The organism is Pararhizobium sp. IMCC21322 (genome assembly GCF_030758295.1).
In the GTDB taxonomy this organism is placed as follows: Bacteria; Pseudomonadota; Alphaproteobacteria; order Rhizobiales.
This window is the reverse complement of the sequence record NZ_CP132335.1, coordinates 2,007,273-2,020,267: the sequence shown is the minus strand read 5'-3', so window position 1 is coordinate 2,020,267 and position 12,995 is coordinate 2,007,273. Positions and strand designations below refer to the sequence as shown.

At 54.5% G+C, this 12,995-nt stretch carries 9 protein-coding genes and 1 other RNA gene; all 10 read right to left on the bottom strand.

Features of this window, described 5'->3' with window-relative positions; translation table 11 throughout:
* Positions 1 to 57 precede the first annotated feature (57 nt).
* The 10 genes from murG to RAL91_RS09720 all read right to left on the bottom strand — a co-directional run bounded on the left by murG (position 58) and on the right by RAL91_RS09720 (position 12,959).
* A complete protein-coding gene (murG, locus tag RAL91_RS09765; protein ID WP_306261772.1) occupies positions 58 to 1,140 on the bottom strand; it encodes an undecaprenyldiphospho-muramoylpentapeptide beta-N-acetylglucosaminyltransferase in 1,083 nt (360 codons plus the stop codon).
* Positions 1,133 to 2,284 carry a putative lipid II flippase FtsW gene (ftsW, locus tag RAL91_RS09760; protein ID WP_306261770.1) on the bottom strand — a complete coding sequence of 384 codons (1,152 nt, stop codon included), beginning with the start codon at positions 2,282 to 2,284 and terminating at the stop codon, positions 1,133 to 1,135. The genes murG and ftsW overlap by 8 nt, the downstream gene beginning before the upstream one ends.
* Positions 2,281 to 3,684: a UDP-N-acetylmuramoyl-L-alanine--D-glutamate ligase gene (murD, locus tag RAL91_RS09755; protein WP_306261768.1), complete on the bottom strand. Its 1,404-nt coding sequence runs from the start codon at positions 3,682 to 3,684 to the stop codon at positions 2,281 to 2,283. The genes ftsW and murD overlap by 4 nt, the downstream gene beginning before the upstream one ends.
* Before the next feature lie 4 nt (positions 3,685 to 3,688).
* Complete coding sequence (gene mraY / locus RAL91_RS09750) at positions 3,689 to 4,771, bottom strand: phospho-N-acetylmuramoyl-pentapeptide-transferase (protein WP_306261767.1); 1,083 nt, start codon at positions 4,769 to 4,771, stop codon at positions 3,689 to 3,691.
* 6 nt (positions 4,772 to 4,777) lie between these two features.
* Positions 4,778 to 7,777, bottom strand: coding sequence for a UDP-N-acetylmuramoyl-L-alanyl-D-glutamate--2,6-diaminopimelate ligase (locus RAL91_RS09745; RefSeq protein ID WP_306261765.1), 3,000 nt, complete (start codon positions 7,775 to 7,777; stop codon positions 4,778 to 4,780).
* Between the two features lie 16 nt (positions 7,778 to 7,793).
* Positions 7,794 to 9,545, bottom strand: a complete 1,752-nt coding sequence (locus RAL91_RS09740) for a penicillin-binding protein 2 (protein WP_306261763.1) — start codon at positions 9,543 to 9,545, stop codon at positions 7,794 to 7,796.
* A gap of 1 nt (position 9,546) precedes the next feature.
* The gene (locus RAL91_RS09735) at positions 9,547 to 9,963 is read right to left on the bottom strand and encodes a hypothetical protein (RefSeq protein WP_306261761.1); all 417 of its coding nucleotides are present in this window, start codon (positions 9,961 to 9,963) and stop codon (positions 9,547 to 9,549) included.
* Between the two features lie 10 nt (positions 9,964 to 9,973).
* The gene (gene rsmH, locus RAL91_RS09730) at positions 9,974 to 11,035 is read right to left on the bottom strand and encodes a 16S rRNA (cytosine(1402)-N(4))-methyltransferase RsmH (RefSeq protein ID WP_306261759.1); all 1,062 of its coding nucleotides are present in this window, start codon (positions 11,033 to 11,035) and stop codon (positions 9,974 to 9,976) included.
* A 196-nt stretch (positions 11,036 to 11,231) separates the two neighbouring features.
* Positions 11,232 to 11,682, bottom strand: an RNA gene (rnpB, locus tag RAL91_RS09725) — RNase P RNA component class A.
* A gap of 164 nt (positions 11,683 to 11,846) precedes the next feature.
* On the bottom strand, positions 11,847 to 12,959 hold the full coding sequence (locus RAL91_RS09720) for a site-specific DNA-methyltransferase (RefSeq protein ID WP_306262866.1): 1,113 nt from the start codon (positions 12,957 to 12,959) through the stop codon (positions 11,847 to 11,849).
* Positions 12,960 to 12,995: the final 36 nt, after the last annotated feature.

The window sequence follows — 12,995 nt, the reverse complement described above, 5'->3', positions numbered from 1 at the left end:
TATTGTCGCGGCTTATGCCGCAATTATTGCGGCAAATCTAGGGTCTTGGGTGCAGACCTACGCCCTTGCGGTTGCAGCGACCAGATCAGCAAGACGATCTGTAGCATCAGGACGGCCCATTGCGGCGGCGGCGGCGGCCATTGTATCCAGCCGTTCCGGCGTGTTCGCAAACTCGGTCAGCCGTTTGGCAAGCTCTTCTGGTGTCAGTTGTTTTTGGACAATGACTTCAGCGCCGCCGGCTGCCGACAGAACCGCCGCGTTGGCTGCCTGATCGTGATCCAGAGCGTAAGGATAAGGCACGAGAAGCGAGGGTCGCCCAAGCACCGCCAGTTCTGAAACAGTGGATGCACCAGCCCTTGCAATCACCAGATGAGCATCTGCGATACGGGTCGGTAAATCTTTGAAGAAGGGGGCCAGATCAGCGACGATATTCAATCGGGCAAGCTCGGCTTCGCAAGCAGGCCGGTCTTCATCACGCACCTGCAAAGTCAATTCGATGCGGTTGCGTACAGTGTCATCCAACAAGGACAGAGCTGCAGGCAAAAGCGTGGAAAAGACCTGTGCTCCCTGACTGCCGCCAAAGACCAGGAGTTTTATGGGGTCGCTGGATCCTGGCGCAATAAAGGGGCTTCGGGCGTTCAGAACGGCATCGCGCACCGGATTTCCCGTCTCTACGTCCCGCGCCTTTTTGGCAAAGGCGGGTCCGGGAAGGCTGCGCGCGCCTGCTGTGGCAAAGCGCGCAAGAAATTTGTTTGCCCGGCCTGGCGTTGCGTTGGCTTCATGAAGCACAACCGGGACTTTCAAAATGGCAGCCGCAACGCCTGGCGGCGCAGTTGGATAACCGCCAAAGCCAACAAACACCGACGGCTTGATGCGTCGAATCAATTTCAACGCCGACAATGTGCCAAGCCCAAGTGACGCAATTGCCTTGATTGCCTTGATCGGTGAGGACACGGATGGTGTCGCCGAGCGGATTTCGTGAACTTCAATCCCATCAAAACCGCTGAGGAAATGGCTTGCTCTGGTATCCGTTGCCAGATGCACCTGCCACCCACGCGCGATCAATTCGCGACCCAAAGCTTCTGCAGGGAACAAATGCCCTCCTGTGCCGCCAGCTGATAACAGGGCAATCTTAGGCATGGCGCAACTCGAGGCCAGAGTGAAAGACCAAGCGACTTGTATCAAGGCGTTTTCTGGTCAATGCCAACACCATACCCATGCCAATCGCAACTGCCATCATGGAAGAACCGCCATAGGATACAAACGGCAATGTCATGCCTTTGGACGGCATCAAATGCAGATTGACCGCCATATTGATAACCGACTGCACGCCGAACAAAGCGATCAGACCTGAGGTCGCAAGACGGGTAAACGCATTATGCTCTTTCAACGCATGCGAAAAGCCGCGCATGACCACAAAGGTGAAAAGCGCCAGCAAAACCAGACAAATGATAATGCCGTATTCCTCCGCTGCCACCGCGAAAATAAAATCAGTATGGGAATCGGGCAGAATGTTTTTCACTGTGCCCTCCCCCGGTCCGCGCCCGAACCAGCCGCCACGGGTGAAGGATTCCAGCGCTGTATCGACCTGAAATGTGTCGCCGCCTTCCGGGTTCAAAAACCGATCAATACGGCCCGCAACGTGAGGAATCATAGTGTAAGCTGTGAAAATTCCAGCAACGCTGAGAAGTGCCAAGCCAATGATAAAGAACCATGGCATTCCCGCGAGAAAGAAGATTCCGCTCCAGACCATGGCGACCAACATTGTCTGCCCGAAATCCGGTTGTAGAATAAGCAGGCTGCAGACCAGCACCAACAGGCCTACAGCGATGGCATGGCCGTGAATATCCGGGCGTTTGGACCCTTCCGAAAACAACCAGGCGCAGATCACGACGAACCCCGGTTTTACGAATTCGGAGGGCTGAATGGAGAAGCCTGCAATGGAAATCCAACGACGTGCGCCCTTGGCTTCAAAGCCCACAAGCAGCGTTGCTACCATCAACACAAGCCCACCCACCAAAAGAAGCATGGCAAGGCGACGCACCTGACGTTCATTCAGGAAAGATATGCCGATCAACAACAAGACTGCGGGCACCGCAAACAGGATGTGGCGGAATACAAAATGATAGCTGTCCAACCCCAAGCGTTCCGCAATGGGAGGGCTGGCGGCAAATGACAGGACAACGCCCGAAATCATAAGGGTCAACAAGGCCGCCAAAAGATAGCGGTCTACGGTCCACCACCAATGGGCGAAGCTGCTTCTGTCAGCGCGTGAGACTTTCATGATTGATCCCCATGCATTTCGTTACGCGAAAGGTTACTGAACACAGCGGCGCGAAACGCCTCGCCGCGTTGTTCGAAATTGGAAAACTGATCAAAACTGGCACAGGCCGGTGACAGCAAAACCGTGATGTCGGCGGCCGTGTCGTTGCGCGCATCTTTAATTGCGGCAGCTGTTGCCTCTTCAAGGCTGTCGAACAGTTCCGCTGGCACATAGCCGTTCAAAGTAGCCGCGAACTCATCACGTGCCTCGCCGATCAGATAGGCTTTGGCGATGCGCGGGAAATGGTCTGCCAGACCGGCAATGCCGCCGGATTTGGGAACGCCGCCTGCAATCCAGTAAATATGATCGAAGCTCAGCAAGGCGCGTTCCGCCGCGTCGGCATTGGTTGCCTTTGTGTCATTGACCAGGCGAACTCTGCCTTCCTGGGCAATTGTCTCCATACGGTGAACCAGGCCAGGGAATGATTCCAGCCCCGACACTATTTCTGCATCTTTCAAGCCGCAGTAGCGGCAAGCGGCAAAGGCAGCGGCAGCATTTTGTGCATTATGCGCACCGCGCAAATTGGGTGCTTTGTTTAGCGCAAACAGCTTTTGTTCGGTGCCATCGACCGTTTCCAACAGCCAGCCAGCCCGCAACATGAGGCCGCGGGAAACAGGATTGCGAATTCCAATGCGGGTCAGTTCGCGGGAAGACGCTTCCACATTATCTGCAACTTTCGCGCTGAAACGATCATCCGTGCCTACAATAGCCGCATCTGAGTTGGTGATCAGCCGGGCTTTGATCGCAGCGTAATTTTCAATTGTGCCGTGGCGGTCAAGATGATCCGGGCTGATATTCAGCAAAATCCCCACAGAAGGTGCAAGGCTTGGTGCAAGATCAATCTGGTAGCTTGAACATTCGACGACATGAATGCGGCCAGGAGCCGCTGATTTCAGCGACAGAATAGCCGTTCCGATATTCCCGCCCATTTCGACCGACCGGTCAGCCTGTTTCAGGATATGGGCAATGAGGGCCGTGGTCGTGGATTTACCGTTGGTTCCGGTAATCGCGACAAAAGGACAGCCCGGGGCAAGGGCGGCCCGCTCCCGGCAGAACAATTCTATATCGCCAATAATCTCGACCCCGGCGGCATTCGCCAGGTCGACTGTCCAATGTGGTTGCGGATGCGTGAGCGGAACACCTGGAGCCAGTACCAATGCATCCAGCGTTGAAAAATCAACATGGCGCAGATTCTGGGCTTTGAGGCCGGCATCTTCGGCAGCCTTTACCCGGCCGTCATTATCATCCCAAACCAGAACATCAGCACTTCCAGCCGCAAGTGCGCTTGCAGTCGAGAGGCCTGAGCCGCCCAAACCGAAAACGGCAACCCGCTTGCCAGCTAGTGTGGTGATTGGAATCATACAGCTATCTCAACTTCAAGGTGGAGAGGCCGATCAACGCCAGAACCACAGCGATGATCCAGAAGCGAATCACAACTTGCGGCTCAGTCCATCCCATTTGTTCAAAATGATGGTGGATGGGCGCCATGCGGAAAACGCGTTTCCCGGTCAATTTGAAGGAAGCGACCTGGATGATCACCGACATTGCTTCCAGAACGAACAAACCGCCGATGATGGCCAGAACAATCTCGTGCTTGGTGGAAACAGCAATGGCACCGATCATACCGCCCATGGCCAATGATCCGGTATCGCCCATGAAAATGGCGGCGGGCGGCGCGTTGAACCACAAAAAGCCGAGCCCGGCCCCTATCAATGCACCACACAAAACCGCCAACTCGCCTGATCCCAAAACATGGTGGATTTGCAGATAGTCCGCAAACAGGGCGTTACCTGACAGATAGGCAATAATGCCAAAACTGCCGGACGCAATCATAACGGGGACAATGGCCAGACCATCCAGCCCATCGGTCAAGTTCACCGCGTTGCCAGCGCCAACAATGACGCAGATTGAAAACGGGATGAAAAACCAGCCAAGATTCCAAATCAGATCCTTGAAAAACGGAAAGGTCAGGGAACTGGAGAACGGCTGTTCGCCAATCGTCATCACTGCATAGCCCGCCAGCGCGGCAATCACCGCTTCCAGTGTCAAACGTGCCTTGCCCGAAAACCCCTTGTGGGAGGCCTGTGTGACTTTCAGGTAATCATCGTAAAATCCAATGGCTCCAAAGGCGATCGTAACCAGAAGGACGATCCAGACATATGGACTTGTCAGATTGGCCCAAAGAAGCGTGCTGCTGATCAAAGCCAGCAGAATAATAAGTCCACCCATGGTTGGGGTGCCCTGTTTCACCATGTGAGTAACGGGACCATCAGAGCGGATAGGTTGCCCCTTGCCCTGACGGCTGCGCAACCAATTGATGATCAAAGGACCAAACAGAAACACCAGCAGCATCGCCGTCATCATGGCGCCGCCTGTGCGAACGGTGATGTAGCGGAACAGGTTGAAGACCGGAAGTACGTCTGCAGTCTGGCTCAGAAAATATAGCATAAGTCTTTACGCGCCCTCATATGTGTCAGAATGCGTCGCTTGATCTTGAGCGACATCAGGTTCTGCTGACTGTAGTGGCGCGTGAATGCGCTTGAGTGTTTCTACCAATGTACTCATGACCATGCCCAGCGACCCCTTCACCATGACAACATCGCCACTGGCAATCTCTGCCAGAAGCGGTGCCATGAGATCACGTGACGTCGCTGCATAAATGGCTTTTCGCGGCTCCGGTAACAAATCCCACAATGTTTTCATCTGCGGACCACACAGAAGAACGCGGTCAATATCGGTGGCTGCAATTGCAGCGTTCAATTCGGCATGGAGTTGCGGAGCATCGCTTCCCAGTTCCAGCATGTCACCCATAACCACGATCTTGCGGCCGTTGGTTTTCAAATCACCCAACATTCCGATGGATGCGGACATGCTGGCGGGATTTGCGTTGTAGCTCTCGTCAATCAATGTGTAGCCGCCTGATTGCAGAGGCAGCATCTCTCTGGCACCGCGTCCGTCCATCAGTCTGAAACCGGACAGTGCATCTGCCACCCGCTCAATATTGACGCCCAAAGCATCTGCAGTGGCCAGAACGGCCATGGTGTTTTCAGCCAGATACCGTCCGCTTGTGGGCAGTGCAAAAGTCAGTTCCTGACCGGCAATACTTGCAACAACAAGGGACCCGGCGTCTGAAAGCGCAAAATCGACCAGTCTTGCTTCAGCAGCGCTGCCGGAGCCAAAACTGATGACACGCCCTGCCCAGGCTGTCTCGGCTTCGCCCTTCAGGAAATCGAAATAGGAATTGTCGCTGTTCAAAATGGCGGTTCCGCCAGATTCCAGCCCTGCGAAGATTTCAGCTTTGGCAGCTGCAATACCGTCCACACTGTCGAAGAACTCCAGATGGACGGGCGCAATGGTGGTGACTATGGCCACATGCGGGCGCACCATTTTGACCAGGGGTTCAATTTCACCGGCATGGTTCATGCCGATTTCAAAGACACCAAATTCCGCATCCAGCGGCATCCTTGCCAATGACAATGGCACGCCCCAATGATTGTTGAAGCTTTTGATGGAAGCGTGAACCCCTCCCTCGGCAGACAGACCGGTTGCCAGCAATTCCTTGGTACTTGTTTTACCAACGCTACCGGTCACGGCCACGATGCGGGCTTCTGAACGTGCACGCGCAGCCATGCCAAGCTTCTGGAGTGCTGCCAACACATCTGCGACCACCAGAAACGGACCTGCGGTGCGGCCAAGAGCAGGAAGCTTGTCTTCACTGACAATCGCCAGCGACGCGCCTTGCCGGAATGATTTTGTTACAAATTCATGGCCATCAAAATTGTCGCCCTTGATTGCAAAGAACAGATCCCCCGGCTGCGTGGTGCGACTGTCGATGGAGACGCCATAGACCGCTTTGGGCTGGGAGCCGAACAAACGACCGCCCATGGTTGCTTCCAGTTCTGCAAAGGTCCAAAGCGGTGCGCCCTGCGGCGCCTGCTGTTTATAAGTCACTTTGCTTTGGCTGGCTTTACGATCAGCAAGTGCCTGAGCAATTTCCTGATGATCGGAAAATGGCATGACCTCATCGCCGATGATCTGACCTTGTTCATGCCCTTTGCCAGCAACAACCAAAACATCGTCGGCTGTCATAATGGAAACGGCTCTTTGAATGGCCTCGCGACGGTCTGCAATTTCAATGGCTCTTGGCGCAGTTGCCAGAACTTCACTGCGGATTTGCGCGGGATTCTCGCTTCGAGGATTGTCGTCGGTCACGATAACCAGATCTGCAACCTCATGGGCAGCTGCACCCATAAGCGGGCGTTTTCCTTGATCCCTATCACCGCCAGCCCCAACAATGACCATCAAAAGACGCTTCGGATAGGGCCGCAAGGCTTCCAGGGTCGAGCGCAATGCGTCCGGCTTATGGGCATAATCGACAAAAATCTGCCCCGGTATGCCCTGCATGTTCACAGGTTCCAACCGGCCCGATACGCCCTTCAGTTTTCCAAGCGAACTCAACACGGCATCCGGGTCCAGTTTACAGGAGATCGCAAGGCCCGCAGCCATCAGAGCGTTGTCCACCTGAAAGGCGCCGGGCAGTGGCAGGGTCACTTGTCGCTCCTGCCCGAAAAAACCAACCGTGAGGCTCTGCTCGGGACCTGATTTTCCATCCTGAACCGTGCGATTTGTCAAAGTGATGTCCTGGCCCAACCGCATGACGCGCAATTGTGCGCTGTCCGCCAGTTCGGCAGCCCTGTTACCCCAAGGCGCATTGATATTCACAACGAAGGGCGCGCCTTTGGGCAAAAGTTCAGTTGTGAGACGGGCCTTGGCAGCAAAATAATCTTCTTCGGTCGCATGATAATCCATGTGATCCCGGCCAAGATTGGTAAATGCACCGGCGGTCAGCCGCACCCCATCCAGCCGATGCTGGTCGAGCCCATGGCTGGAAGCCTCCAGAGCCAGATGGTTGACGCCTTCACGTGCCAGACGGTCGAGTGTCTTATGCAGGGAAACGGGATCGGGTGTCGTCAGGCCGCCATAATTGACCTGCCCGTCCACGATCACGCCCAATGTGCCGATACTGGCCGAACGCAATCCCGCGCTCTGGAATATCTGCGCCGCGAAGTTTGCGACGGATGTTTTTCCAGCTGTACCCGTAATGGCAACAATTGTGCTGGGCTGCCGCGGAAAGAAGCGGGCTGCCAGAAGGGCCAAAGCCCGACGCGGGTTACTGGAATGAATATGGGGAACCGGCATGGTGGCCGGATCAATATCAACCGTTTCATCAGTCAGGACAGCCACGGCCCCTGCCTGAATGGCATCAGCAATGAAGGCAGCGCCGTTTGTGTGCTCGCCGGCCATGGCAACAAACAGATTGCCACGCTGAACTTTGCGACTATCGGCGCTGAGGCCGGTAATCCGTTGAGTTTCCATTTCCGGAGACAGACTGGCACGAATTAACGCATCACGGTCCTGTGCATCCAGTTTCAGCAAATCTCCAAGGCGCATCATAAGGGGTAAATTCCTGTTAGCGGGCGGGGCTTGGGACGTCGTATTGCGGTATGCCGAGAGCAGCATCGTTTTCCATGCGCGGCATTACACCCAACATGGGCGCTGCGCGCTTCACGATTGCTGCCAGAGTTGGCGCCGCATTGCGTCCCGCCGTCGCTCCGATTCCTTCCTTTTCCGGTTTTGGCTCATCTATCACGACCAAGACCAGATATTTCGGGTCATCCATGGGAAATGCGGCCAAAAAGGAGTTGAAACGAACGGTAGATGAATATTTTCCATCGATTACTTTTTCTGCGGTTCCAGTTTTACCACCCAGACGGTAGCCCTGAACTTCGGCACGCCGACCGGACCCTTTCAGAACATTGAGGCGCATCAGATAACGCATTTTATCGCTGGTTTCCTGCGATACCACACGTTTTGCGAGTTGATCAGCTTCTGCCTTGCTGCGTGGGAAGAAGGTCGGCGGAATGAGCTTGCCGCCATTCACCAGGGCAGCCGCTGCAACCGCCGTCTGCATCGGTGACACAGAGATCCCGTGACCAAACGAAATGGTCATGGCGCTGATCTGGCTCCATTTGCTTGGGTACTGCGGATCTGCTGATTCGGGAAGTTCCGTGCGCAGGCGGTCCATCAGACCAAGGCGCGACAGGAATTCCTTGTGACCATCAATGCCCACTTCCAGCGCCATTTTTGCGGTGCCGATATTGGACGAATAAATATAGACTTCCGGAACCGACAAAACCCGGTTTTTGCCATGAAAATCATTGATGGTGTAGCGCGACACACGAATCGGTCGGCGCGCATCAAAGTTATCGTTGATGGCAACCTTGCCGCTGTCCAGTGCCATGGCCGTGGTAAAGGTCTTGAAGATAGATCCCATCTCGAAGACGCCGGCTGTGGCCCGGTTCATTCGCTCTTTTTCCAGGGCCTGCGCAGGAATATTCGGATCATAATCGGGCTGTGATGACATGGCGATAACCTCGCCCGTGTTAACATCCAGCACGATTCCAATGGCGGCAATGGCCTTGTAGCGCTCCATGGCCTTTGTCAGTTCATCCCGCACCACATGCTGCACGCGCAGATCAGTTGAAAGCCGCATCGGTTCCAGATTGCGTTCCATCTGCAGCCCGGCTTCCTGCAGATCAGAAAGTCCTTGACCGTCAATGTGTTTTTCGATGCCGGCAATGCCTTCATTGTCGATGTTCACATGACCCAGAATATGAGAAGCTGTTTCTCGGCCGGGGTAGAACCGGCGATTTTCGTTCAGGAAGTCAACGCCTGCCAGGCCCATCCGATGGATAGCGCGCTGTTGTTCTTGTGTGATCTCGCGCTTCAACCACATGAACCCGCGATCGCTGGCCATGCGTTTGCGGACGGCATCTGAATCCAGATCCGGGAATATCGTCGCAAGCCCGTCCACAACCTCATCAGCGTCCAGCACACGCCTTGGTTCGGCGAACATGGAAAAGGTTTTAACGTCTGTTGCCAGAACTTCGCCATTGCGGTCCAGAAGATCAGGCCTTGCAGCTGAGACACCGCTTGAGCCGTAAGGGTTTCCTGCATCCAACTCACCGAACATGGCAATTCCCGCAAGGCGCAGGCCGATGACGGCGTAGATGACAGCAAATAGCCCAACGGCCATTAGAAGCCGCATGCGGGAATCATCTTTTTGAACCGCTGCTGTGTCCTTGAAGCTGACATGCCGTTGCACAGAAGTCTGAAGCGAGACTTTTGCCTTTGCAGCGTCAAATGTATCAGAAATAGCCATATCAGCGTGCCTCCGAACCAATCAGGTCAGCCAGACTTGGCTCACTGGTCTGATTGATCAGTTTTGCCAGCGTATTGCTCTCATAAGCGAGGGAAAATGGTTTGCGGCGCGGCACTATGAGTGACATTGGCGATCTTTCCGGAATGTTATCCAGCAAGGCAATTTGATGAGGCGCCAATGGCGTCAGCGGCAACACTTCGGCATTGTTTTCCACCAGGGCCTGCAGTCTGGAGGGCTGGTTCAACAGGCTCCACTGCGCCTTCAGGCGGGAGATATCCTCTTCCAGTCCGTTGATTTCGGACACCATGTCTCTGGCCTCCTCGGTTGCCAGTTCGGCCTGATACTTTATCTGATAGGTGACCGCGGCTGCGGCAACCATCATAAGGCAGAGAAACAAGGTCCAGGTATGGCGCAACATTATCTGCTCCTCATTGGTCTAGTCCCTGAAATCCGGGCAAGGACGGCACACCAAGCGCGGCCATATCCAGCGCGAATGCAGTGTGTTCCGTACGCTCGCCGACACGCAGTTTTGCTGAGCGGGCGCGCGGGTTCTCCTGGCATTCCGCATCACTTGCGGCCAGTGCCTTGCGGGATTTCAATTGAAAACTTGGTGGCGCAATTGCAGCCAGTTCCGGCGCGTGGCGCGATCCTCCAAGCCGGGTTTCACTTCTGGTGTTGAAGAATGTCTTGGCGATGCGATCTTCCAGGGAATGGAATGTGACAATAACCAGACGGCCACCGACTTTGAGTTGATCTTCGGCACCTGACAGGCCCATGGCCAATTCTTCAAGTTCCCGATTGACGAAAATCCGCAGAGCCTGAAACGTGCGCGTGGCCGGGTGGATGCGGTCTTTCGCCTTGCGTGGAATTATCGTGGTGACCGTTTCCGCCAGATCGCCCGTTGTTTCCAAAGGCTGTTTGGCCCGGCGCTTCAAGATCGCGCTGGCAATGCGTCCGGCCTGTCGCTCTTCACCCAGAAATTTCAGGACATGGGCCAACTCGCCATGGGACATCTGATTAACAATGTCAGCTGCAGTTGGCCCAGAATTGCTCATGCGCATATCCAGCGGGCCATCTTTTTGAAAGGAAAAACCCCGCTCAGCATTGTCAATCTGCATGGAAGACACGCCGATATCGAGCACGACCCCATCTGGAGCCGGAGCGTGGATCGCCTGCAAATGGTCAGCCAGATTTGAGAACTGGCCTTCAATCAGCGTCAGCCGATCAGGAAACCTGGCAAGCAATGCCTGACCTGATGCAATCGCAGTTGGATCGCGATCAAATGCGTAGACATGGGCTGCGCCTGCTTCCAGCAAAGCGGTTGTATAACCACCTGCCCCAAATGTGCCGTCGACAAAAATTCCGTCCGCCACGGGCTGTAGCGCCGTCAACACTTCGGCCAACATCACTGGCAGATGTGGCTGTGAGCCCACAGCTCCAGCTTTGGAGCCGTTTTTTGAATCACCTTGTGGTAGGTCTGGCGCGCTCATCGGATTGCCGGTCTTGATCCAGGTTCAGTTTGTCATGACGCGCTCTGGCCGGTCTGTGGAAATGACGCATTCGCACTCCCTGTCCATCAACGCGCATGGAAACGGGTTTTCAGTGCTCGATAAATAGTCAGGTAACGTTAATAATCTGTTTGTTTCCCACAGATTGATACCGGGTTTTGTTGTTTCACTTGGGGAAAAAACCAGTTGGTCTATAAGCCGGGTTCTGTATCACATTGCGCTGTTCAAGGGTGTGATACCGCAAGACAAGCACACTGCGTGATGACCATTCATCTGGGACACCTGTTGCCAGGGGCCTCATGCAACCTACCCGAATGACTGGTTCGGAAACAAACCTGGTTCAAAAGTTGCCCTTTGACCCGCGCCATTCCTATTCGGTTTTGCTCCCGGTGGGGTTTACCATGCCAGGTCTGTTACCAGAGCCTGCGGTGAGCTCTTACCTCACCTTTTCACCCTTACCTTCAGTCCACATCAAATAAATTGACAGAGCTGCAGGCGGTTCGTTTTCTGTGGCACTTTCCCTAAGATTTCTCTCGCCGGACGTTATCCGGCACCGTGTTTCTGTGGAGCCCGGACTTTCCTCTCTGCAGAGCTTTCGCGGTGTACAGAGCGGCCATCCGACCAACTGGTTATGCTCATGTGGTCGATGAAACCGGCAAGGTCAAGGCGAATATCGGAACAAGCCTATCGGCAATTCGGGCAGGTAACGCCTAAATTGCCGACTTAATGTTCTGATTCAGATTCAGGAAAATGTTTCAAACGCCAGATAAACCAAGGATTTTCCCTCCTTGCTTCAGGCCGCCATTGCACGAATTTCTTCGCGGAATTCATCAATACAGACACGTTTTCCGTCCCGCTCCACATACCAATAGGTCCAGCCATTGCAGGCTTCAAAGCCCTGAACCAGCGCTCCAACCTTGTGAATGGAACCTGCATGACTGCCACAGGTCAGGGAACCATCCACTCGTATTGTAGCGGCATGACGCCCCTTGGCATCGGTCATTTGCTCACCAGCTGATAACAATCCGCCTTCAAGAAGGCGACCAAATGGAATGCGCGGCGCGGCCCGTTTTCCTTCGCTGACAACCAGAGCTTCTTCGCTGATTGGCACGACAGCTGCAATGCGGGCCAAAGCGGCTTTGCGATAGCTGGCATCACGTTCAATTCCAACAAAATTACGACCCAGCGATTTCGCGACGGCTCCAGTGGTGCCTGTGCCAAAGAACGGATCCAGAACCACGTCACCCGGCTTGGTGCTGGTCAGCAAAACGCGCTGGAGAAGCGCTGCCGGTTTCTGGGTTGGATGAACTTTTTGGCCATCTTCATTCTTCAGACGTTCTGAGCCATTGCAAATCGGGATGTGCCAATCGGATCGCATCTGCGTTCCGTCATTCAGCATTTTCATGGCGTCATAATTGAACGTGTAACTTTTGGCATCCTGATCCCGCGATGCCCAGATCATTGTCTCATGAGCATTGGTAAAACGGCGGCCTCTGAAATTCGGCATCGGGTTTGCCTTGCGCCAGATGACATCATTGAGCATCCAGAAGCGCAGATCCTGCATCAATGCGCCCACACGAAAAATATTGTGATACGAGCCGATAACCCAGATTGTGCCATTGGGTTTCAGCACGCGCCTTGCTGCAAGCAACCAAGCGCGGGTAAAGGCGTCATAGGCCTCAAATGAGGAAAACTGGTCCCAGGCATCATCAACGGCATCGACCTTGCTTTGATCGGGTCGGTGCAGATCGCCTTCCAACTGCAGATTATAGGGAGGATCGGCAAAGATCACATCGATCGATGCCGCTGGAAGCTTTTCCATGGCAGCCACACAATCACCAGCGATGATGGTGTTCAGCCATTCCGGCTGGGCTTTTGGATCAGATGATGACGAATCCGGGGTGATCTCCCGGGCAAGAACAGATGAAAGGGTCAAAACGCA